Below are 22,795 nucleotides of genomic sequence, written 5' to 3'. Positions count from 1 at the left end.
ATTAACGAACTCGCACGTATATGAATAAAAATGATCTGCTCGAACTAGAAATTCGCAAAGTGGACCTTCTTTTAGGTCAGAGCTTTACTGCCATGGTGGCAGTTTTGACGACGGCCTATTTCTATACGTTTGTGGCATGGGATACGCTCCCCCACAAGTTCATCATTGGCTGGTTTTTAACCATTAATATCTATGCAGCTCTGAGTTTGGGAATCGTGCCTTTCTGGCATGAGGCCAAAGATAAAATTCAATCCATTGAACAACTGAATATCTGGAAAAGAGCCAAGTACTGTTTGCTTTGCGTTTCGGGACTGAGTTGGGGAGCCATGGGGTTTATGGCACCGTGGACAGGGACGACGGTTCAAAATCTAACGGCGATGTTGATCGCGGTGATGACCGCTGGCGGAATGATACTTTATGTTTCCAACCGCACGGCCATGCTTTGTGTTGTCGGACCTACTATTGTGGGTTGGGCGCTGGGATACGTTGTTTCGGGGCAGCCTCATACATACTTGGTCGGAGCGATCATGTTGATCTATCTGGCTTTGGTCATTTTTCTGGGGCGTTCTTTAAATCGTTCGATAATGACTTTGTTCAGCGTCGACAAAATTTTGTTACGCAGTGAAGAGCGCGTTCGCATGGCCATGGCTTCTTCAGAAGCTATGACCTGGGATTGGGATATTCAGCAAGACATGATTTACCGCGAGGGAAATCTGCAGCTCTTACCGGAACAAGCCTTGTTAAAAGATATTTTGCGTTCGAACTTTCACGAAAATCGCGAACTCGATTTTGAATTTTTGCTGGCGAGTGACAATGGCGGAGCCCGTTCTTTGGCATTCCGGGGAAAGATCGAGCGCTGTGAGAGTGGCAAAGTCCTGCGTACCTCCGGTATCGTATGGGACGTCACAATCAAGCGTAATCAGGATTTCCTGCTGCGCGAAAGAGATCTGCACGAAGCGGCGAATGAAGCTAAGTCAGTTTTATTAGCCAATGCCAGCCATGAAATTCGCACTCCACTGGCAGCAATTCTGGGTTTTTCAGAGGCGATGCTGGCCAATCCAAATTTGGACGAAGCTGCTTACAAAGACATTCATTCTATCCAAAGACAGGGTAAGTACATGACGTCCCTGGTGAATGATCTTTTGGATTTATCTAAAATTGAAAGTAAAAAGCTTTTCTTGCAGAATGCGCCGATGAGTCCGGTTCAAGAAATCGAAGATTCCGTTTCAGTGATTCGCACCGTGATCGATGCGCGACATCGCCTGACCTTGAAGTACACAACGTTGCTGCCGGATGAAATTCAAATGGATTCGGTTCGCTTCCGTCAGGTTTTAATCAATCTTCTGTCCAATGCCGTGAAGTTTACGCCGCAAGGAGAAATTCAAGTCCTGGTTTCTTTTGGAATGGATACTGAAAATCAAGGCACATTAAGAATTCGTGTCACTGACTCTGGTATCGGTATGAATGTGCAGACTCAGATGAATCTGTTCCAGCCATTCATCCGAGGGGAAAGTCGCGAAGTTCAAAAAGTCGTGGGCTCAGGCTTGGGGCTGGCTTTGTCTCAACGTCTGGCGCGCCTGTCGGGTGGGGACTTGTGTTTGATTGAATCGGTTGAAGGCAAAGGCAGTATCTTTGAATACTCCATCAGTGTCGGATCGGTGACGCCATTAAAGTTGGTAGAGGCTCACCACGCCAATCGCATGGTTCTGGAGCGCAATCTGCCGCAGAATAAAAATTCTGAGTATCTGAAGGATCGCCGTATCTTGGTGGTGGATGATTCCGAAGACCTGCGCAATTTGATGAATCGCTATTTACTTCGTCACGGCGCCATGGTGGATATCTGTGACAGTGGTGCCGGAGCTGTTTCTTACGCGCTGAAAGCGGAAGGCTATGATTTGATTTTGATGGATATTAAAATGCCAGGAATGTCAGGTCATGAAGCGGTGAAAGAGTTGCGTGCCCGCGGTTACCTAAAGCCTATCGTGGCTCTGACGGCCCAAGCGAGCTCTGAAGGACAAAGAGAATGTCTGAATTCAGGATTTGATGGGTATTTGAGTAAGCCGATTGATATGTCGATGCTGGAAGAAGTTCTGGCAAAAAAACTTCTGGCCCGCGTTTAGTGTGTTTGCGTAACTTTCCCGCCCGTGAATTTTTCTAACTGCTGCATCCAGTAGTGAGTCTCGGACGCAGATAAAGAGAAATCCATCATTGAAAGTTTCATCGCCAAACCAAAAGCTTCATTTAAAACGAAAGCCATCTGACGACGCTCACCCTTACGGGAATAATTATCGATTTTTTTAAGTCCCGACATCAAATGCAAAGCTTTAAAGAAAACGGCCGATTCTTGTTTGAAGATACCCATTTCCTCGCGCATGAAATAAGCCAATTTTGGGTCATTCAGAATTTCATCCTGATTCCATTGGCCTTCGCCGTATTGAGCTTTCATAAAAGCAAACATTACACCCGCAAACAATTCCAACGGATCTTGCTTGTTGATACCGACTTGCGTGATACGAGCTAAATGCATTTCAAACAATTCCATTTTTGCCGGATCCATAAAGACCGAGTGCAAGCCTGGAAGAATTTGTTCAAGAATATGCAAATCGAAAAGTTCCATGAATGCCAGATGGGGTTCATCCAGGCGCAGGAATTTAAGCCATTCTTCACGACGACGAGGCAGAACTGATTTTTTCAATTCAGAACTGGTTTCAACAATCGCGTGGCGCATGTTTGATTCAATCGAGAAGTGAAGCTTGTGAGACAGACGAATTGCACGCAAAATACGAATTGGATCTTCGATGAAGCGATCTTTCGGATCGCCGATCATGCGCAAGACGCGATTTTCGATATCTTGAATGCCACCGCAGAAATCGATCAGCTTTTTATTGGCTGGATCATAGAATACAGCGTTCGCAGTGAAGTCACGACGTTTGGCGTCCTCTTCCACGGTTCCGAAATAGTTGTCGCCCTCGATTGTTTCCTCTTCAGGAGTCGCAGCGATTTCTTCGGCGCTGACATTACGACGGAAAGTAGCGACTTCGAATTGCAGATCGCCACGTTTCACCAAAACGAGTTTAAAACGGCGACCAATGACATAAGCATTGGGAACTTTCTTACGAACTTGGTTGGGGTGTGCGCTGGTTGCAATGTCGAAGTCTTTCGGATGAATTCCCACCATCAGATCGCGCACGCATCCGCCCACCAAATAGGTTTCAAAACCAGAATCTTGGAGGTTTTTGACAATTCTTAATGCGTAAGGATCAATCCAGTCTTCATGAAGCTGGGGCTTTTTCGAGGAACTCATTGTCGCTGAATCTACTCTCCTTCGTTCCAAAATTCAAACTTGAAATACCCCTTCAAGGGGCGCAGGATAGGTTCGATATGGCATACTTGGACAACTTCAATCACCAGTTCTATGGTCCAGTTGATGGGCGAAAATGGGTCTTTATTCATGGGCTTATGGGCTACGGGCAAAATTGGCGCCGGATCATTTCAGGGCTTGAAGCCTCTGAAAGATGCCTGGCATACGATCAGCGTGGGCATGGGCGTTCTTTTCAGCCCGAATCGGGCTACTCGCCTGAAGATTACGCTAACGACTTAAAACAGATTGTCGACGAACTTGGCTGGAAAAAGTTTATTCTGGTGGGTCACTCCATGGGGGGGCGAAACGTTTTGGCCTTTGCTTCCTTGTATCCAGATTATGTTGAAAAACTGATCGTGGAAGATATCGGGCCCGAAGCGGCACCCAACGCCTATGAGTACTATGAGTATCTCTTAAATCTGGCGCCGACTCCGTTTGCCACTCGAGAGGAAGCCCGTAAGTTCTTCATGGAAGACTTTGTTAAAATCGCTAAGACGCGAGAAAAAGTCGAAGTCATGGCTCAGTACTTTTACTCGAATATGGTTGAAAAACCGGACGGGACCGTTGATTGGCGCTTTTCCAAGTATGGTATCATTGAATCAGTGAAGGCCGGACATACGTTTGATCGTTGGGACCAAGTCCGTGGCCTTAAAATGCCGACGCTTTGGATTCGGGGAGAAAAATCTCAAGAGCTAAAATCTGACGTTTATCAGAGAATCTTGGCTGAGAACCCGATGATTAAGGGCGTCGAAATCCCTGGGGCTGGACATTGGGTCCATTCAGATCAGCCTCAGGCTTTTATAGAGAGCCTAAAAAGCTTTGTTGGTGACTTTTAGGGCACCGAAAAGTAGGTTTGGGCTTACGAACCGGAGTATACGAAATTGAAATTCTCAGAGTTAAATTTAGATCCCGCGCTAGTGTCTGCAATCCAGAAAACTGGTTTTGATGATTGCACACCGATTCAAGCGCAAGCCATGCCTTACATTTTGGATGGTAAAGACGTCGCCGGCCTGGCACAAACAGGCACCGGCAAAACAGCAGCATTTGTTCTGCCATTGATGGAGCGTATTTTACGTGCTCGCCCCGCTCACGGCGAAGTTTCTGATTCCGAAAAAGAAATCATCGAAAAACGTGCGTTCAAAGATTGGAAGCCACAAAATTTTATTTTGGTTTTGGTTCCCACTCGTGAGTTGGCAGAGCAAGTTCAAGACAACATCATCAAGTTCAGCGCGGAAAGCGGCCTTCGTGGTTTCGCAATCTACGGTGGTACAGGTTATGACAAACAAAAAGAGGCGCTTAAAAACGGTGTTGAATTCATCGTGGCAACTCCAGGCCGTTTGATTGATTTGTACAAAGAACACTTGGTCGATTTGAAGCAAGTTCGCGCCATCGTTTTTGACGAAGCGGACCGCATGTTCGACATGGGCTTCAAAGACGATATGAAATTCATTTTGCAAAGAGTGCCTCGTGAACGTCAGTTCCTGGTTTTCTCGGCAACATTGAACTTCGATGTTTTGAATACAGCCTATCAATTTGGCTCAGAGCCGGTTGAAATCAATATCAGCCGTGACCAAGCCAAAGCTGAAAACGTGAAAGACCAGATTTTCCACGTGGGCAACGCTGAAAAACCGCAGCATCTTTTGTCTTTGCTTAAAGTGCACAATCCTAAGCAAGCGATCATCTTCACGAACTTTAAAATGAACGTGGAAAAGATCACTAAGTTCTTAATTGATAACGACGTGCCAGCGATGGCGATTTCCAGTCTTTTGACTCAAGCTCAACGTAATCGCGTGATCGAGCAGTTCAAAGCGGAAAATCATCTGAACATCTTGGTGGCGACGGACGTTGCGGCTCGAGGTTTGGATATCAAAGGTGTCGACCTGGTTATCAACTATGAATTACCAATGGATTCTGAATCTTACGTTCACCGTATCGGCCGTACTGGTCGCGCGGGCACGACAGGTCAGGCATTCTCGATGGTGGGCGAAAAAGATATCGAGTCTTTGACTCGCATCGAAGATTATTTGAAACACAAGATTGAAGTGGGCTATTTGGAAAACGATCAGCTTCTTCAAGAGTTCAAACCATTCCCGGATCGCTTCGAAGGCCATTATCCAAAATCATTGGACGGTGAGCGCGGAGATCGTGGTCCTCGTCGTGAAGGTGGTCCTGGTCGCGGTGGAAATCGTGATCGCGGTCCTCGTCGTGAGGGTGATCGTGGACCACGTCGCGAAGGTGGACGTGGACCTCGTGGTGAAAACCGCGGTGGCGAAAACAGACCTCCACGTGAAGAGCGCAAAGGCGCTTCTGCGCAAAAGTCTGACGGACCAAATCCAAGACATGCGAAGCGTCCTGAGCACGGTGCAAAAGCTCCAGCTCATGGCCAGCAAAAACGCGGCGACAACCGCCAGGGTCAAGGTGCCCACAAGCGCCACGAGCCGCGCAAAGGTGCAAGCGCGACACGCAGACCACCAGCGAAGCAGACAATCGGTAAAAAGATTTCCAGCTTCATCAAAAAGTTGTTCTCTTAAAAAACAAAACCCCGGCGACTACAATCCCCGGGGTTTTTTTATTTATTTTAGATGATTTAATCTCGATTAATTTTTAGCAGAGTCGATGGCTTTCGCCTTTTTCGTCAGAAGATCTGATAGGCTTTTGTTTTTCATCTCTTTGGAGAAATCCAATGCGGTTTTGCCATCGTTGTTTTTAACGGTCACGTCGGCGCCATTGTCCACCAGAAGTTTTGCGATCTTAGGATAACCCGCCATGATGGATTCCATCAGGGCCGTATTACCTAAAGCATTTGTCTGGTTGATGACCTTTTTATTTTTTTGCAGGATCAGACGAGTCGTTTTCTCACTACTTTTCGCGGCCGTGATCAACAGAGTGTCTTTGTTCTCGGAAAGAACCGCAACGTCGACCTTAGCACCAGCAGCGATCAATGTTTTTGCAGCGGCATCTTGGTCGTTAGAAACGGCTAGGGCCAAAGCTGTATCACCGAATTTATTTTTTTGTTCAAGGTTGGCGTTTTTTTGCATTAACAAGTTCAAAGCTTTCACGTTCCCGTTCATGGCAGCTGCCATCAAGGGAGTGATTCCGTCCGAATCACCCACGCCGGGATCGAAAGCTTTCGACTGGATTTGTTGCTGAACTTCTTTGTTCTTTTGGAGTTCGATCGCTTTGTTTAAGTTCTCGACGGTGTAACCGCTGGCACGCACAGGGCCAAAAACGGTGAACATCGCAACCAAAACATAAAAAATCCAAAGCGTCACACTGATCATTAGAACATTCCTAAATGAGGCCCATATCCCAGAACCAGAGCCGATTGGCTATCGAAGGGAAGAGGCGTAGTTTCTGAATAGTTTATTTTCTTAGAGCCGTTATTGATTGTGAATAAGGCACGGATGCGGTTTTTGATCGCATTCGCTGCAGACCCGTTTTCACCCGAAGAATCCTTGTGCATCAGGATCACGAAATAGATCGTCCCGTTTCCTGTAGAGATCGTGCCCGCCAAAGTTTTCGCTTTATCAACCGTTCCGGTTTTAGCCGTCATAGCATCGCCCATAACGCCATCATAGCGCACCAATGTGGATTCGCTGTCCTTACCAGCAACCGCCATTACGTCCGTCAAAACCAGTTTTTGTGTCGCCAAAACCTCGTTCAAGCGGATCAAAACTTTGATCATCGCGGTACAAGTGCCTTCGTTATAGTCGTATTTCTTTTTAGAGATATAGTCCGCGTTGTTACCGGATCCCAAGTTGAACTCAAGATCGCGGTTGTCCATTTTCAGGTTCTCTGCCAAGTAAGCATTGAACGCCGGAGTGCCGCCTAAATTCCAATACAAGTGGTCAGCCACATAGTTATTGGACTTGTTATTCATGTTCTTAACGATCTTATAAAGGGGAGCGGATTTGTAAACGAACGTTTGAGTGTCGTTGGCTTTTTTAAAGTCGGCTTTTGCCAAAAACGATACGCTGCCAAAATTGATCCTTGGTTTTTCTTGCGGCAGAGTCACACCCACCGATTTAGAAATCTTGCGCAGGTACGTGTAGGAGTTATCGGCAATCGGTGTGATGAAGCCATTTTCCAATTCGTGCTGAACATGAGCAGCTTGTTCTGCGATATCGGTGAACAATTTTGTGTCACCGGCAACAGCGACCGGCTCCTCCACGTTCCATTCCATTTGGAAGTTTTCGTCGAAGGTTAAGTTTTCAACTCTTTCTATACCAAGCTGTTTCATGGTCAGTTGAGCCAGGATGAAATAGCCGACATTACGCCCCATCAAAGGATCACGGCTGCCTTCGAAATGCATGTTGTAGGCTTTAGGGCCAACTTTAGTAACGTGGATTTTAGTTTCAAAGCGGTAGTTGGCGCCCAGAGTTTCAATGGCCCACAACGAAGTGACAAGTTTAGAAATGGAAGCGAGAGGGAATTTTTCGTCTTTAGAACCGTTGCCTTCGATTTTACCAGAGTTGGCTTTCATCGTGCACTGGGAGTTCAAATAGACTTTTGCATAAGCAGACGATGTCGTGAAGCCGACAATCAAAGCAGTCAATGCCAGTTGGAATCTCAAGAATGACACCATTTTCCCCTTAGTTATAGATGTAATTGAGCTGGTCTACTTAGCAACTAGGGTTCGGTTAATATACTTAAAATCCTTTAATCTAAAGCTCTAAATGGAGTCGCCGAGATTATTTCCTTTCTCGACGAAGCACGGGTTTGTATTAATTTCCAAAAGGCCGTTCACAGGGGGATTTCAGAGGGAAAACGTTAAACATATGGGGAGGTTAAGCAGCCAAGCTTTTATCTTTCGCTCGGGTGTTTTTTCTTTGGAAAACAGGGGGATGTCGCGCCGTCTCAAATTACTCAATTAAAATCTGCAGGGAACACTCTTACTCGAGAGTGAGAAATAAAAAAGGGCTTCTTGTGAAGCCCTTTTCCTTAACTATGGTTTTGTTTTTCCGCCTGTGGAATCCGTCACCAGACGCAGATCGAAGGAACGATCGTTGATCAAGTTTTGGATATATAACAGCGTTTGGTAAAGCTGTTGTTTTTCAAAGTTACCAAAGCGGAAATTGATCTGATCGGATTTACGACCTGAGAAAGTCATTTCATAAGTCACAAGATCTTCGAAACGATTTTCCGGCAAAAGAGTCAGTACGAAATAAGCGCCGTGATCACGCCACATCGCAATTTTTTGCAGATTTCTGAATGCTTCATAGCGAGCTTTGTCTGACATGACCGGTTGAAGCAAGTACGCCAAATTCACGGCGATCTTTTCGATCTTTTTGTGTCTTAACTGATCCAAGTCTTGATCTTGGGAGTCAAGGTACGCAGAGAACATTTTTTCGATCTGGCTGGCAGAGTATTTTGGAATCGCTTCGTAGGCTTCGGGGCTGATGCAGACTTGGTGACGGAAGTAACCATTCACGATGTCGCCGTTAGAGAAGTCCCAGTGTTTCCAGTCGATTTGTCGATAGATCCATTCTGGCAAAACGTCTTGCGCACGGTTTTGCATTTTTCCGAAATCTTTTTTGGAAACGTTTCTCATACGTGCTTCATAAAAATGGGAAGTCGTAACCAAGGAGCCCGGAGTCCATTGTGGATTGGAATTAAAGATAATGTGATCGCCTTCAGTGATCTTGTTCCCCCAAATACCATAGAAGATTTTGGACTGAGCTGATTTTTGGTAAGTGTCCAGGATGTATTGCTTCTCGATGTTGTTCGCATCGTAGTTTTGCAATTTGTTTTGCGAGTACATCGTGTTGGCTTCCAGGCGCAGGATGCTCATGGAAAGCTTATAGCGAGACATGATGTCGACGGAAGTGTTTGAACCTTTAAACACGCGGTCGATACGGCGTTGATCCGCAGGCAACGTATGGTCTTCCATATACATGTCTTCAACTTCAGACATGTCCGTCAAAAGTTCATTTTGCAATTCAGGTCGGGAAGCCGTTGGGTCGATGACTTTCAAATTTTTAAACTTCACTTTTTTGCTCATGAAGTTATTAAAGGCCGTCGCTGCGGCTGGATTTTTCAAATCAAACACATAGTCCAACATGAAAACATCATTCAAAGATTTACCGAAGTTCAAAGACGCTGGTTTCAAGTCAATCCAACGCTCAAGCTTTCTGTCTACGACACGAAGACCCACAACTTTAAGTCTGCCCAAGTAGTCGATGCTGGCACTAGCGCCCGTGCCGCGGCTTCTTAGTGTAATCAGTTTCACACGGATTTTATCGTTTTCCATGCGGTACAAGTGAATCATGAAATCACCTGACATATAAATATGAGTGGAGCCACCCAAAGAAACTGTCGGATTCAAATCCGTATCGGCTCCCACCGAGAAAACGATGGAAAGCTTGCCTTGAAGGGCCACGAAATCGCCGACTTTCAATTTTTGAACAGCTTTTTGAGCTGTAAATGGAATGCGATCCAAAGTGTAGGGAAGAGCTTTGATGGAATCGCCTTGAGATTTGAACTGACGGGCAAAGTAAACTTCAGTGCCCTGTTCAACATCGAAACCAAATGGTGTGATATCGCCATTCAATAGATCACCGACATTCACATCTGTCGTCATGATGTATTTATCTAAACGAGTGTAATAACCATCCAAGTATGAAGGTTCAGACTTCGCTTTGTATTTTAAAGAAACACTCAAGCCATCGATGATGTCAGCACTGAGGCCAATTGTCGCACCGATATCTTGCTTCGCGATTTGTTTGCGGATTTTTTCTAGAACTTTAGAAGGTTCGAAAATATCCAAACCTGCATGGGACTGAACGGGAACAGATAGAGCCAGAGCCAGTACGAACAGAACTGACTTCAATGATGTCGTTTTCAAAGTTGCTACTCCTGAATAATTAGGACCCCAATTTTTGTTCAGGAGTTGTTGGATAGCAAACTGCAGCGGGTCAAAATAGAGTAATGTATCAACTTTGAGATTCTACGAAACGTGCAAACTTAGATACCCAGTTTGGATTCACGTTCACGCAAGGCACCAAGTGATAGTCTTTACCGCCTGCGTGATGGAAAGTTTCCTCTCCACCGATGCCGATTTCTTCCAAAGTCTCGATGCAATCAGCAACGAAGGAGGGGCACAAAACGGCGATGCTTTTTTTATCAGCAAGTTTCGCGATGGTTTCTTCTGTCGAAGGCTTAAGCCATTCCGCGCGACCCAAACGTGATTGATAAGACAAGCTCCATTGATCTTTAGACAGTCCCATTTTTGAAGCCATCGAAGTTGCCGTCGCCAAGCATTGGGCACGGTAACAAGGTTTATCGCAGGCACCAGGTTTTACGCAGCAGTCAGATGTGACCAAGCAGCCTGCATTCACTTTCACGTGGCTTTCGGGCAAGCCGTGGAAAGAGAATAGGTAGTGAGTGACGTCTTTTCCCTTGAGGAACTCTTGCGCGATTTCCACGCTGGGATCCACAAAGGACGAATGTTGATAGAAATCGCGGATGCTTTTAACTTTGAAATTCAGTTTCAGTTTTCTGATTTGGCGCTGAACTTCACGAAGCGAGGATCCCGTCGTTGCGTCTGCGTATTGAGGATACATGGGCGCCAACAAAACATTTTCAACTCCGGCATCGGCAAAAGCTTTCAGGGCAGAGGGAATATCGGGATCGCTATAGCGCATTCCCACTTTCACCAGATACTTATCGCCCAAATCTTTTTGCAGTTTTTCTGCGAATTGATTCGTATACACCGTTAAGGGAGACCCATTTTCCAGCCAGATCTTTTTATAGTTTCCAGCAGAGATAGGACCACGCTTAGGAACGATTAAAAGATTTACTAAAGGCCAACGGAAAATAAACGGCAGATTGATCACTTCTTTATCCATCAAGAAGTGCTTCAGATACCTTTTAACATCAGGAACTTCATAAGTGCGAGGGCTGCCAATATTTAAAAGTAAAACACCTGTTTTAGCCATGTTGACTCACAATCTCTTCACTGAGGCGTTCACTGCGCTCCAGAATTTTACTTAAACCAATACCCGAAAGATAATTTCCGTGCAGGAAAAGGCCTGCTGGTAACTTTATTTGCGCCAATTCATTTTGAACTTTTTCAAGTTCCAGGTCGTAAATGGGTAAAGCACGATCCCAGCGGTTGATCTTGGCCGACAAGATGCCATCTTGGCGTTTGAACAGGCGTTTTCTTTCTGTCCCAATCAAGCTCAGCAATTCTTTATCAGTCAGATTTACTAAATCCTGATTGTTATTGCCACCCATGATCCACGTTTCGTTATAAGTTTTGTCTCGGCCTGCAAAAATATAAGGCGGCATCAACACACCCAAAGTGCGCAGGTTCAAACCACGAGGAATCAGGCAGCCGAAGCCTTTGTACTTTGTCTGGGCCTTATCAAAGAAAACCGTTGTGCTGATCAAAGACGACATACGCACGCGGGCAAGCAAAGCCGAAACTTCAGGAGCATAGGACTTTAAAAGCTCCGTCGCAGCGAAAGCCGAAGTCGCCAAAACCACAGGGCCTTGAATACTTGCAATATCCACAGAGGAGTTTAAATGAATTTTTACGTCTAACTTTTCTAAAGCTTGTTGCAGGTGATCGACTAAATCCTGCATGCCATTTGCGCCGGTCATCATGCCACGGAATTTTTCACGTTCTTTATTGAACAAAGGCGCAATAATCAGTGAGGCACTTAAATCTTGAGGTTCGTTGGCGTAAATACCTTGCATGGCAGGGCCCAACAGAAAACGAGTCGGCGCTTTGCCCAAACGACGAAGACCCCAAGCCTCTAAAGATTCAAAAGCTTTGGGTTTCAAACTCGCTTTGGCAAAAAGCACCCGTGGGACGACTTTAAATGCGACAGCCAGAATTTCAAAAGGATTCAAAGGGACCGCCTTGGGAAATCCGCGGTAAATGAATCTTTTCTTAGAGGACTCTAATGGCAATGCGGGTACAAGGCCGATTTCTTGGAAGAGTTTTTCAGAGCGGTTGGAAAGGATCAAAGAGTTGGCGGCACGTTCGGCCATACCATGCTCTGAGTAATCAGTTCCTAAAAGGCCACCTACACGAGACGACTTTTCGTGAACTTCAACTTCGAATCCTTTTTGTGCCAGTTTCAGGGCAATAGTTAAACCCGCGAAACCAGCTCCGACAACCGTGATCTTCTTCATATAGATTGAGAGAAGATTTTGGTTTGAGGTTGTTTGGTCTTTAAACGTTCGTCAAAGTACACGCAAGCGTTGCGCAGGAACGGTCTGCCTGCTTCCAGAACAACCAGTTTGTGGTCTTGGATGATCAAAAGCTTATCGTTGATCATCTCGGCCAAGAATTCTTTGGCACCTTGCTCTTGCTCGGCGCTGAGGAATTCTACTTCAAACTCTGTCATCAATTTCAAAATCTGGCGGCGGCGAACTTGATCTTCTTCTGTCAGGATGTGGCCACGCATTGTTGGCAAAACACCTTCATTCAAAGCCTGTTCGTACAAAGGCAGAACTTTTTCATTTTGATGGAAGCTGAATGGAGTTTCAGAAATCGAAGAAACACCCAAGCCCAAAAGAACATCAGTTCTTTGATCCGTGTAACCCATAAAGTTACGGTGCAGGCGTTTTTCATCCATCGCGATGCTTAGATTGTCAGTTGGCAGAGCAAAGTGATCCATGCCCACTTCCACATAGCCAGCTTTGATCAGAATGCCACGAGCGATTTCATAAAGCTCACGCTTTTCAGCAGCCTTAGGAAGATCTTCGTCTTTGAAAAGACGTTGTGCCGGTTTGATCCAAGGAACCAAAGCAAAGCTATAAAGAGCAATACGATCGGGGCGCAATTTGACAGTGGCTTCAGCTGTTTCGCGGATGGATTCAGCTGTTTGTTTTGCCAAACCGTAAATCAAGTCAAAGTTTACAGATGTATAGCCCAGTTTGCGGGCTTCGTCTGAAAGGTTGGCTGTGATTTCCAAAGGCTGAATACGGTTTACCAAACGTTGTACTTCGGGGTTGAAGTCTTGAACACCCATACTTACGCGGTTAAAGCCCAGTGTGCGCAAAGCCTTCAGTTGTTCTGCCGTCGTACGACGTGGGTCGACCTCGATAGAACCTTCAAAGTGTTCTTTATCCAGAGTGCAGTCATTCACGATCGGGGTCAGAAGACGAAGCAAGGACTCAGAAGAAAGGAATGTCGGAGTTCCGCCACCCAAGTGAATGTGTTTCAGTGGAGATTTCAAAAGTTCTGGCACTTGTTGAGTGTAAAGGTGCCACTCTTTCAAAAGCATATCCACGTAAGGAGATTCTTTCGTGTGGCTTTTCGTGATGATGTTGTTACAGCCACAGAATGTACAAAGCGTTTCACAGAAAGGAATATGGATGTACAACGACCAGCCGCCATCGCCTTTTTTCAAAGTCGTGTTCAAATGGGAAACCCACTGCTCGCGCGTGGGATTAGTTTCCCAGTAAGGTACAGTCGGATAGGATGTATAGCGCGGAGCTGGGACGTCGTATTTTGCCAAAAGATTTTTTATCATCATGAAAGCACCTCACGGACTGTCTCGATGAAGAGTTTTACATTTTTTTCCGGAGTTTTAGGAAGGACACCGTGACCCAAACCACAAACCCAACCTGCACGTGCCTCAGGGGACATGTCCTTCATCGGGGCCAGGAAGTTTGCCACGGCCTTTTTAAAGTCACCGTCTTCCATGAACAACAAGCTTTGATCGAAGTTACCTTGAACGAAACCTTTATTTTGAACTTTAAAGCATTCAGGGATGTAGCAACGGTGATCGAAACCTTGGCCAGCCCATGGGAGCTCTGCGAATTCTTTATTAAAGAATGTCGGTTGAGTGCCCTTTGAATAGTAACCAATTTTACCCGGGAATTCTTTTGCCAGAACAGAGATTACAGGTTGGATCCATTCTTTAAAGAACAATGGGGATACTTCGCCAGCTGCGGTATCAAAGATCATAACCAGTTCCACGCCGCCATCCAATTGAAGTTGGATGTTTGCTTTAAGAAGCGGAAGCATTTTTTCCAGAAATTTTGGGAACATATTGATCAATACTTTAGATTGAATCAAAGAACCGGCATGGGAGCCTTCAACACCGTATACGAACAATGTCCAAGGACCGCCGACGAAGCCGATCAAGCTTTTGTCTTTGGGAAGTACTTCGCGAGTGGCGATCACAGCTTCTTTTTGGAATTTCATGAATTCAATCGCAGGAGCGACCTCGCCCAACTGACCGATTGTTTCAGGATTTAGCTTAAAGCCCAATTGTGGACCGTGAGCATCCGTGTATTTCAAGCCCATTCCCAATGCTTCCAACGGGAATAGGATGTCAGAGAAAAGGATGGAGACATCGAAATCAAATTCAGCGACCGGGCCACGAGCCACTTCGGCAGCTAGTTCCGGAGTTTTGCAGAGCTCTTCGAAAGAGTTTTTCTTTCTCATGCCTTGGTAGTGCTGGTGATAGCGACCGGCCTGACGCATGAACCAGATTGGAGGAACTTTTTGTGCTTTTCTTTGAAGAGCGTTGTGAAAAAGAGTGTTCATGTAGGTGTTTCCTCCGTGGACCATTGGTAGCCGATGCCGCGCACAGAACGAATGTGTGTTTCGCCGTCTTCGCCCAATAGGTGGCGCAGACGAACGATGATGTTGTCAATCGTACGGTGGCTTGGATTTTTATCAACCCCCCAGATTTCGTTCATGATTTCATCACGACTTAAAACGCGGGGTGCTTTGTCAATTAATAGCTGCAAGATTTTCATGTCAGTCACAGCAGGATACTCAATTTGGCCTGAGTTCCTGCGAACAGACATATTGGTGAAGTTAATCACACAGGAAGTCAGTTGGACTTCCTTAAGGGGAGCATGGGAATCCAAAACGTTTTTCACGCGGATTAACAGCTCTTTCAAATGGAAAGGTTTAGGAATGTATTCAGATGCGCCCAATTCAAAACCCTGCAGGCGAGATTCCGCATCTGCCTGAGCGGTCAGGAATAAAAATAGAACTGGGGAGAGCTTTTTCATTTTAGCTGCGAGCTCAAAGCCCGTGCCATCAGGAAGTCCCACATCCAAAATCACCAAATCAAAGTCCTTGTTTTTACTGAACAACGCCCACGCTTCGGCAACGCTTTTGCCCCAAGAAACCTCATAGTCCTTGCGCAGGCGTTCTGTCAGCGTTTCTCCCAAGGACAAATCATCTTCGACCAGAAGGATTTTTCTCGTCATAGATGACCCTCCGTGTGGAGGATTGATTTGAAGCCAGCATTTTCGGAGGATTCGAACTTGATATCTCCACGCATTTTTTCCATCAGACGTTTTGTAATCAAAAGTCCAATGCCGTTGCCGCGGGAGTCTTTAGAATTTAGCAGTTCAGAACCCAATTTGTTCGTTTCGCCTTTAAAGCCCAAACCATCGTCTTCAAAGATCACTTCAAGACGGTTGCTGTTTAAGGCGCGCACGCGAATGCGAACAGTTGTGGCTTTGCCATGCAGAACAGAATTTTGCAGAAGATTGCGAACGACACTCATTAAAGCTCGGCGGTCGCCAGAAATTTTGGCGTCCCGTTCAAGCTCCACGGAAAGATCCGCGAATTCGCTGCGAAGGTTTGCCATCAATTGGCTCAAGGACATTTCTTCGTGCAGCAGAGGGCTTACTTCAAGGTTGGCCAGCAGCAAAGAGTTTTCAAGTTGCAGATCCAGTCTTTGGATATCTGCGATCAGGCGCTTCATCACTGGCGGGCTGTTACCTTGCAAATCTTCCTCTAAAACTTCAGCTTGCAGTCTTAAGCGGGCAATTGAAGTTTTGATATCATGACTGAAAGTCGAGAAAAAGAAACGTAAGCGATCATGGCGTTGTTTGTCGCGGAAAGTGAAAACGATGAGGGAAATACCGCCGATAAGGATCGAACCCAAAAGAATCGATCCTTCCCAAGCGATCATGCGATGTTGGCGCGCACCTTCCAACTCCATTAAGAAGAAGACCCACCACCAAGCCACAAGTGCAAACGTGAACGCGAACCAGATGATCGCGAGCACTGTTTTCAAATGTGACTTTAGGAAGTTCTTCATTCAATTACTCCGCAGAACCCACGATGATGCTTGCTGCTTCAGCTAGCAACTCATCTGTGTGAGCCATAGATACGAAACCAACTTCATAAGCGTTCGGAGCCAGATAAACACCTTTATCCAAAGCCTTTAGGAACAAACCTTTGAAAGTTGCACCTTGGTTGGCAGGAATTTGTTCAATCGTGCGGATTGTTTTGCCGTCAGTATTGCCATGGATCCAGAACAACGAAGAGTGTTGTTCAACTTTCAAAGGCAAACCTTTTTTAGCGAAGCCATCACGTAACGCTTGTACGAATTTTTGAGTGCGTTTCTCAAGAACATTCCAGCCATCAAGGCGCTGCATTTTTTTAAGAGTCACAAGACCCGCGCGCATGCCGATAGGATTTGCTGACAAAGTTCCCGCTTGGTAAACATCACCGCTTGGGGCAACCATGTTCATCAATTCCGCGCGACCCCCATAGCAACCCACTGGGAAACCACCACCGATGATTTTACCGTAAGTCACAAGGTCCGGAGTGATACCTGTTTTTTCAACCATGCCGGCTAGGCCCACACGGAAACCCGAGATCACTTCGTCAAAGATCAACAATGAGCCGTTCTTTTTGCAAAGATCGGCGACTTTTTGAAGGAATTCTTGGCGTTGGATCAAAAGACCATAGTTCGCGGGAAGTGGTTCGATAATCACAGCTGCGATATCTTTACCTTGAGCCGCAAACACTTCAGCTAGTTTTGCTTCATCGTCCAATGGAGCCACGACAGTTGTTGCGGCCACTTCAGCAGAAATACCTGCAGATGAAGACGCCGCCGCACCCGCCAAACCAGAACCCGCTTTTACAAGCAAGTTGTCAACGTGACCGTGATAGCAACCTTCGAATTTCAAGATTTTGCTACGGCCAGTTGCCGCGCGAGCTACACGCAACGCTGACATAACGGCCTCAGTACCAGAAGATACGAAACGAAGTTTTTGCATGAATGGCAAAGTTGAAACGATCCACTCTGCCAATTCAAGAGAGTAAATTTCAGTCGCACCGAAAGTCCAAGCTGTGTCTACCATGCGGTGAACTTCTTCAGCAACTTCGGCATCACGGTGCCCTAGGATCAGGGGGCCAAAGCTTTGGCAGAAGTCGATATACTTTTTGTCTTCAACAGAGGTCAAAAAAGCACCCTCAGCTTGCTTAAAGAAAACAGGAGCACGGTCCAAGCCTTTGAAAGAACGAACTGGGGAGTGAACTCCGCCGGGAGCGACTTTAAGAGCGCGTTGGAATAATTCTTCAGATGTTACTTTGTGCATTGCTGTCTCCAGTTATCTTGATCCAAGTAGATATTTAATTTTGATTCATTGAAGTGACCTTGTTCCTGCAAATACTGACGGATAATTTTGAAAGTATTGCCGGGGCCGCACGCATGGTGCTTGCCAAGAACTTCAGGGTGTTTTTTGGCTGTATCCAAGAACTGACTGCCACTGCTCCAAAAGAAGCACTCCTTACCAGTCACGGGTGTTGCATTGTTTTGCTCGCCCAAAGTGTAAGTCGCAACCAAAGGCATTTGGCGTGCGCCTTCTTCGTAACCCGTGTCGTGAGTTAGTTTCGCCCACGACAAAGATTTACCGGCCAAGATATCGATGCGGGATTCTTCTTGTTCGCCTAAACCCTCAGAGCAACCGTGAACCCAAACACCTTTTTGAGCCATGGCTTTCCAAGTGCGAGTTCCTGCCGTCCAAATGAATTGATCGAACTTCAAAGATTCCGGCCAAGATTCAGAACGGGAAACATACAAAGCGTTTGTTCCTGTTGGAATCTTCCAGTCGTTAAGGACTTTTCTTTCCGCGCGAACTTCGGAAGACCACATTTGATCCGCCGCAAATTTCGGAGAAACCACAGAAGGTTTCAATTCGCGTTTATCTAAAACAGTCCCACCGTCAGTCAGACCTTTAAGGATCGTGATTTCACCGTAAGGACGAGACAAAACAGCAACACCAATCTTTTGATGGCAACCGCCACCAAAGCTCGCCAGAATATCACGCTCTTTTTGAGCACATTGGAATGTCGTTGGATTGTCGATCTTAGCCAATAAAGCTTTTAGATCTGCACGGTCCGCTTTGATCTCGACAGCCAAAGCACCTTGAGCCGCTGCATTCGGATTGATACTCAAAGGAAGTGCCGCAAATTCAACTTGATCCAAATACGAACGAAGCATGCCTTGAACTTCTTTGAATTCAGGTTCTTTCGCAGTCAACAGGCGATCCAAAGCAGCTTTCGCCACAATCAAACCATCTGTTTCTGGTGCCTCTAAAAGTTTGCGAATACGTGTTGGTATATTTCCACGCACGCTTTCAAACTTGACGGATTCCAAGCTGAACGGAAGATGTTCTTTAAAGAAGTTCGTCAGATTGTATTCACGACGAGGCGAAGAACTGAACACGTTCATTTTTTTAGATGTGCGCAGTTTTTCAAAGTGAGATTTTTTAACCAACAACAAATCACGTTGATCAGCGCGAGGTAGTGTCGCTGCAATCACAGTTTCTGTTTTAATTTCTGTTGGAAGATCTTTCCAAGAGTGAACCACCATGTCGGTTTCGCCCTTGATCAACTCGCCAAAGAAGTCTTCAGTGAAAACGCCTTTTTCAGGAATTTGCCACAGCGGAGTTGTCAGGTTGATGTCACCCAAAGATTCTTTGAACTTGAATTCGATTTCAAGTCCTGGATTTTTTTCTTTTAGAATTTCGCCAACCATATAGGCCTGGAGGCGGGCCAAATCACTTTTTCTCGCGGAAATCTTTAAGCGCATATATCGTCCCACCCAAGTGGACGAAGCTCCGTTCTTTGTGCGAAGGCCAAGGCTTTTTCAAACAAGAACTCGCGGATTTGCTCGATCTTTGTTTGTCGGTCCTTTTTGGTCTCTTCGATTTCGGCAAAGAACTGTTGAAGGGTCATGAGAGTCACGTGAGGGAACTGACTCGCGATCATTGCTGCAAGATTGTTTTCTTCGCCGCGCAGATCGTAAATTACATGAGGACGGGTATCCTGCTTGCTGATCAATTCCAAGATGCGTGCATCAGACAGAGGCGCAGCAATTACCATCGCCTCTCCATGAACGTAAGCTTCGTTGTAGTTAGAAATAGTCAAATTATCGTATTTCTCTGCGAAGCTGCGCATCTTTGTGCATTCACGGCAAAGAACTTGAACGGATTTTTTGTGAGCCAGCCACGGAAGAATTTCTTGCGCCAGTTGTCCGGATCCGCAAAGAGTCACGGAGTCCATATCCTTGGAGTAGCGGCGCAGAAGGCTGCCATAACTTTGTGAACCAATTCCCACCAAGTGTTCCGCACGTGTGCGTTTCACTTCTTGCATGACGAAGTTTAACCATTTCTGATTATCGCCAAACAAAGTGTCGCTTGCGGCTTTACGAGATTCGATGAAGTTGCGGAATTGACCGAAGACTTCAGTTTCACCCACGATGGGGGAGTGGAGACCACAGAGAATTTCAAGAAGAAGGCTGAACGCATTTTCGCCGCGAAGAATTTGATCGTCGGCTTCCAAAACATCTAGCATTGAATTTACTTCGTCTTCACGGCAAAATAAAATCTGGCGAAGACATGTCTTCCAAACAGCTGCATCTTGAAGAGACTCAGCAAAGTTTTTACTAGATTTTCTGTGAACGAGAAGTATATCTTCCATCTTGATTATTAGGTTTATCACTAAACTTTCATTAAAGTGTCATTGAAATGTCATTAACGCTGCTTTCCCATAGTGAGACGGCATCTGACATCCGAAGCGAGGTTCTATATGAAGTTGACACAGAGGCCCAGAAGAAACAGACGCACTGAAGCTGTGCGACAAATGGTTGCTGAAACGGATCTCCGCCCATCACAATTAGTGCTCCCATTGTTCCTGGTTGAAGGCACGGGCCAGAAGCAAGAAATTGCTTCAATGCCAGGCATTTTCCGTATGAGCCCTGATTTAATTCTAGATGAGGTTGCGAAGGCTGTTGCATTGGGAGTGAAAAGTTTCGATCTTTTCCCGGCTTTGCCAGAAACCAAAAAAGATCCAACCGGGAAGGAGTCATTGAGCCCGAATGGTTTAATGCCCACAACCCTGAAGAAAATTCGCGACAAGTTTCCTGATGTGACGCTGATCACGGACGTTGCTCTCGATCCCTACTCCTCGGATGGACATGATGGCTTAGTGAAAAACGGTCTCATCTTGAATGATGAAACGGTAGAGATTCTCGCGAAAATGAGCGTGCTTCATGCGAAGTCCGGTGCCGATATCGTGTCACCATCGGACATGATGGATGGTCGAGTCGGTGCGATCCGCGAGGCATTGGATGCGGAAGGTTTGATCGACACTGGCATCCTTTCTTACTCGGTAAAATACGCTTCCAGTTTCTATGGTCCATTCCGTGAAGCATTGGATTCCGCTCCTAAATTCGGGGATAAAAAAACCTATCAAATGGATTTCAGAAACACGCGTGAAGCGATTCGCGAAATCGATTTGGATGTGGCCGAGGGCGCAGACATCGTGATGGTGAAGCCTGCGTTGTCCTATCTGGATGTAATCGCAAAAGTAAAGGCACACACTTCAATTCCAGTGGCTGCTTACAACGTGAGTGGTGAGTACGGCTTGATCAAGCACGGAGCCAAAGCGGGCTTGATCGATGAAACACGCGCGATGGTGGAAACACTTTATTCCATCCGCAGAGCGGGTGCCGATATCATCTTTACTTACTTCGCTTTGCCAATGGCTGAGTGGTTGCAAAAAAATCGTTAGAAGGTCGCGCCAGGAAGAAGGTAAAAGGTACGGACACACTTTCTCCCAATTCTTAGAGTTGGAGTTACACAAAATAAGGTACGGGAGAAAGTGTGTCCGTACCTTTTGTCTCATTCTGATTCAGTCTTTGTTTCCTAAGAAAAAACCGCAAGTTTCATTCGGATTCTGCCGAAAAGTCTAGTAGGGAATGTTTTAACCAAGGACTGCCAAATGAAGCATGTTAATAAGATATTGGCCGTGGGCCTTCTCGTTATCGCCTTTCAAAACTGTGCTCCTAATAATGCCTCATTCACAAAATCCGAATTAGCGTCTTCGCAGACGGCTCCTGAAGAGGAGGCGGTTCCGAATTGCTTTGGGCGCACGGAGGGTACGACTTGGTGGGTTCCATCTAATGAAGCAATTGTCGAAAATGGCATTTGTGAATTTGGTGGAGATCTAAAATATTCCTATCAAAAAAATATCGAGCTGATTTGTACAAATGGAAATGCGGTGCCCACAGGTAACTCGCAAAAAGGTGCGTTGATTTCCACTGCTGGTGCATGTTTGCCAGCAAACTGTAATGGAAAACCGGCTGGAAGCACTTGGGCCGTTCCGAATGGAACAGTGTCTGAACCACAAAGCTGTCCATCTTCGTCTGTGGTCGTGAATGCGATTTACAATAAGAACGACAATTATGTCTGTCTGGGTGGTAAAGAAAGTTACGTGAACTCTGAAAAAGGCAGTTACATTGGTTTGGATAAAGCATGTCCTGCTCCGGATTTAACGGCGGCTTTCTCGAGTGAAAAAGTGGCGATCAATGGCACGGCGGGTTTGATCACTCAAGGTATCAATGTCAGCACGATGGCTTATTCGTGTTCTGACGGTCAGTCGGGAATGTTGCCAGTGGCGCAAACTTCGACCTCGATTAAAGTGACTCAAGATCTGGCTTGTACGGTGAAAGGTACGAACTCTGCCGGTGTTTCTGTTAGTAAAACAGCTTCGATTTCTGTGACTTGCGGAAGCAATGAAGTGAAATCGGGCGGTAAATGTATCGTGTACGCTTGTAAATCATTTGTGGAAATTAAATCTTTCCCAGTGGTGATTCCAGAGCGCACAGTGGACGGCGTTTGTTATTATGCGAAGTTGTTTGATAAGATCGCGACGGGTCCTTCTTCAGGATCGCGTTTATCGAATGTGGTAGCTCGTGACCATAGCTCGGCGAATGGTGGTCCAAGCAATTTGGCAGTTACGAATGTGGCGGCTCCTTATGTCTTGGGTGCTTTCACTAATAAGGTGACTTTGAATGGCGAGCGCTCTGTGAAGTTGTCGGGTTCCTCTCAGGCATTGACTTCGATTCTGGTTGATAACTTTGTCTTGATGGGAAGTCGCCTGGCTTCATCAACGGCCGCGATTTCAAATTACCGCGCATTCGGTTCGGGTGACTCTGCCATCGGATCAACAGGCAAGATCAAAGTGAATAACGCTGATGTGTCGTTGCAGGCTTTCGAGTCGGGCGGTACAGCGACGATCGGTACATTGTTACTGACTAGCGACTTCAGTGTTGGCAAGCAGTACGAGCTGAATGTAAATGCTCTGGATTGTGGTGGTTCTAAAGCAATGTCCGAGATTTACTTAGTGTTCCAATAGGTTGAAAGGCCCTT

General features: G+C 46.0%; 18 protein-coding genes. 5 read left to right on the top strand and 13 right to left on the bottom strand.

The genetic code is table 11. The annotated features are described in order from the left end of the window. Positions 1-20: 20 nt before the first annotated feature. Positions 21-2,120 carry a response regulator gene (locus tag HW988_RS17005; RefSeq protein WP_181605339.1) on the top strand — a complete coding sequence of 700 codons (2,100 nt, stop codon included), beginning with the start codon at positions 21-23 and terminating at the stop codon, positions 2,118-2,120. On the opposite strand, the gene HW988_RS17000 is transcribed toward HW988_RS17005, so the two are convergent. Further along, positions 2,117-3,304, bottom strand: coding sequence for a CCA tRNA nucleotidyltransferase (locus tag HW988_RS17000; protein ID WP_181605338.1), 1,188 nt, complete (start codon positions 3,302-3,304; stop codon positions 2,117-2,119). The genes HW988_RS17005 and HW988_RS17000 overlap by 4 nt on opposite strands. A gap of 77 nt (positions 3,305-3,381) precedes the next feature. Here HW988_RS17000 and HW988_RS16995 point away from each other — a divergent pair, with 77 nt between their 5' ends. Both HW988_RS16995 and HW988_RS16990 read left to right on the top strand, forming a co-directional pair. Continuing rightward, entirely contained in the window at positions 3,382-4,197 is an 816-nt protein-coding gene (locus HW988_RS16995) for an alpha/beta fold hydrolase (protein WP_181605337.1), read from the top strand. A gap of 45 nt (positions 4,198-4,242) precedes the next feature. Then, positions 4,243-5,892 (top strand): DEAD/DEAH box helicase, encoded by a 1,650-nt coding sequence (locus HW988_RS16990; RefSeq protein WP_181605336.1) that lies wholly within the window; start codon positions 4,243-4,245, stop codon positions 5,890-5,892. Positions 5,893-5,958: 66 nt separating this feature from the next. Here HW988_RS16990 and HW988_RS16985 read toward each other — a convergent pair whose 3' ends face one another. The 12 genes from HW988_RS16985 to HW988_RS16930 form a co-directional block, all read right to left on the bottom strand. Beyond that, entirely contained in the window at positions 5,959-6,642 is a 684-nt protein-coding gene (locus tag HW988_RS16985) for an ankyrin repeat domain-containing protein (protein ID WP_181605335.1), read from the bottom strand. Beyond that, positions 6,642-7,946, bottom strand: a complete 1,305-nt coding sequence (locus HW988_RS16980; protein ID WP_220128769.1) for a D-alanyl-D-alanine carboxypeptidase — start codon at positions 7,944-7,946, stop codon at positions 6,642-6,644. Before HW988_RS16980 ends, HW988_RS16985 begins: the two co-directional genes overlap by 1 nt. A gap of 360 nt (positions 7,947-8,306) precedes the next feature. After that, positions 8,307-10,205: a hypothetical protein gene (locus HW988_RS16975; RefSeq protein ID WP_181605333.1), complete on the bottom strand. Its 1,899-nt coding sequence runs from the start codon at positions 10,203-10,205 to the stop codon at positions 8,307-8,309. An 88-nt stretch (positions 10,206-10,293) separates the two neighbouring features. Continuing rightward, complete coding sequence (hemH, locus tag HW988_RS16970; RefSeq protein ID WP_181605332.1) at positions 10,294-11,298, bottom strand: ferrochelatase; 1,005 nt, start codon at positions 11,296-11,298, stop codon at positions 10,294-10,296. Then, a complete protein-coding gene (locus HW988_RS16965; protein ID WP_181605331.1) occupies positions 11,291-12,502 on the bottom strand; it encodes an NAD(P)/FAD-dependent oxidoreductase in 1,212 nt (403 codons plus the stop codon). Before HW988_RS16965 ends, hemH begins: the two co-directional genes overlap by 8 nt. Beyond that, the gene (gene hemN, locus HW988_RS16960) at positions 12,499-13,848 is read right to left on the bottom strand and encodes an oxygen-independent coproporphyrinogen III oxidase (RefSeq protein WP_181607867.1); all 1,350 of its coding nucleotides are present in this window, start codon (positions 13,846-13,848) and stop codon (positions 12,499-12,501) included. Before hemN ends, HW988_RS16965 begins: the two co-directional genes overlap by 4 nt. Then, a complete protein-coding gene (locus HW988_RS16955; protein WP_181605330.1) occupies positions 13,848-14,870 on the bottom strand; it encodes a uroporphyrinogen decarboxylase family protein in 1,023 nt (340 codons plus the stop codon). The genes hemN and HW988_RS16955 overlap by 1 nt, the downstream gene beginning before the upstream one ends. Continuing rightward, a complete protein-coding gene (locus tag HW988_RS16950; RefSeq protein WP_181605329.1) occupies positions 14,867-15,547 on the bottom strand; it encodes a response regulator transcription factor in 681 nt (226 codons plus the stop codon). Before HW988_RS16950 ends, HW988_RS16955 begins: the two co-directional genes overlap by 4 nt. Further along, positions 15,544-16,389, bottom strand: coding sequence for a HAMP domain-containing sensor histidine kinase (locus HW988_RS16945; RefSeq protein ID WP_142701627.1), 846 nt, complete (start codon positions 16,387-16,389; stop codon positions 15,544-15,546). The genes HW988_RS16950 and HW988_RS16945 overlap by 4 nt, the downstream gene beginning before the upstream one ends. A gap of 4 nt (positions 16,390-16,393) precedes the next feature. Beyond that, the gene (locus HW988_RS16940; protein WP_181605328.1) at positions 16,394-17,677 is read right to left on the bottom strand and encodes a glutamate-1-semialdehyde 2,1-aminomutase; all 1,284 of its coding nucleotides are present in this window, start codon (positions 17,675-17,677) and stop codon (positions 16,394-16,396) included. Next, positions 17,665-19,173, bottom strand: coding sequence for a hydroxymethylbilane synthase (hemC, locus tag HW988_RS16935; protein ID WP_181605327.1), 1,509 nt, complete (start codon positions 19,171-19,173; stop codon positions 17,665-17,667). Before hemC ends, HW988_RS16940 begins: the two co-directional genes overlap by 13 nt. After that, positions 19,164-20,063, bottom strand: coding sequence for a hypothetical protein (locus tag HW988_RS16930; protein WP_181605326.1), 900 nt, complete (start codon positions 20,061-20,063; stop codon positions 19,164-19,166). Before HW988_RS16930 ends, hemC begins: the two co-directional genes overlap by 10 nt. 108 nt (positions 20,064-20,171) lie before the next feature. Here HW988_RS16930 and hemB point away from each other — a divergent pair, with 108 nt between their 5' ends. After that, positions 20,172-21,155, top strand: a complete 984-nt coding sequence (gene hemB, locus HW988_RS16925; protein WP_181605325.1) for a porphobilinogen synthase — start codon at positions 20,172-20,174, stop codon at positions 21,153-21,155. A 210-nt stretch (positions 21,156-21,365) separates the two neighbouring features. Further along, positions 21,366-22,781: a hypothetical protein gene (locus HW988_RS16920; protein ID WP_181605324.1), complete on the top strand. Its 1,416-nt coding sequence runs from the start codon at positions 21,366-21,368 to the stop codon at positions 22,779-22,781. Positions 22,782-22,795: the final 14 nt, after the last annotated feature.

Origin of the sequence: Bdellovibrio sp. KM01 (assembly GCF_013752535.1) — a bacterium.
Classification (GTDB): Bacteria; Bdellovibrionota; Bdellovibrionia; order Bdellovibrionales; family Bdellovibrionaceae; genus Bdellovibrio.
This window is presented reverse-complemented; position numbering and strand designations above follow the sequence as displayed.

Coding starts and splice junctions, on each gene's coding strand:
- HW988_RS16985 (WP_181605335.1), bottom strand. CDS start 6,642: ATGATCAGTGTGACGCTTTGGATTTTTTATGTTTTGGTTGCGATGTTC.
- HW988_RS16950 (WP_181605329.1), bottom strand. CDS start 15,547: ATGACGAGAAAAATCCTTCTGGTCGAAGATGATTTGTCCTTGGGAGAA.
- hemN (WP_181607867.1), bottom strand. CDS start 13,848: ATGATAAAAAATCTTTTGGCAAAATACGACGTCCCAGCTCCGCGCTAT.
- HW988_RS16940 (WP_181605328.1), bottom strand. CDS start 17,677: ATGCACAAAGTAACATCTGAAGAATTATTCCAACGCGCTCTTAAAGTC.
- hemH (WP_181605332.1), bottom strand. CDS start 11,298: ATGGCTAAAACAGGTGTTTTACTTTTAAATATTGGCAGCCCTCGCACT.
- HW988_RS16920 (WP_181605324.1), top strand. CDS start 21,366: ATGAAGCATGTTAATAAGATATTGGCCGTGGGCCTTCTCGTTATCGCC.
- HW988_RS16980 (WP_220128769.1), bottom strand. CDS start 7,946: ATGGTGTCATTCTTGAGATTCCAACTGGCATTGACTGCTTTGATTGTC.
- HW988_RS16965 (WP_181605331.1), bottom strand. CDS start 12,502: ATGAAGAAGATCACGGTTGTCGGAGCTGGTTTCGCGGGTTTAACTATT.
- HW988_RS16995 (WP_181605337.1), top strand. CDS start 3,382: ATGGCATACTTGGACAACTTCAATCACCAGTTCTATGGTCCAGTTGAT.
- hemC (WP_181605327.1), bottom strand. CDS start 19,173: ATGCGCTTAAAGATTTCCGCGAGAAAAAGTGATTTGGCCCGCCTCCAG.
- HW988_RS17000 (WP_181605338.1), bottom strand. CDS start 3,304: ATGAGTTCCTCGAAAAAGCCCCAGCTTCATGAAGACTGGATTGATCCT.
- HW988_RS16930 (WP_181605326.1), bottom strand. CDS start 20,063: ATGGAAGATATACTTCTCGTTCACAGAAAATCTAGTAAAAACTTTGCT.
- HW988_RS16955 (WP_181605330.1), bottom strand. CDS start 14,870: ATGAACACTCTTTTTCACAACGCTCTTCAAAGAAAAGCACAAAAAGTT.
- HW988_RS16945 (WP_142701627.1), bottom strand. CDS start 16,389: ATGAAGAACTTCCTAAAGTCACATTTGAAAACAGTGCTCGCGATCATC.
- HW988_RS17005 (WP_181605339.1), top strand. CDS start 21: ATGAATAAAAATGATCTGCTCGAACTAGAAATTCGCAAAGTGGACCTT.
- hemB (WP_181605325.1), top strand. CDS start 20,172: ATGAAGTTGACACAGAGGCCCAGAAGAAACAGACGCACTGAAGCTGTG.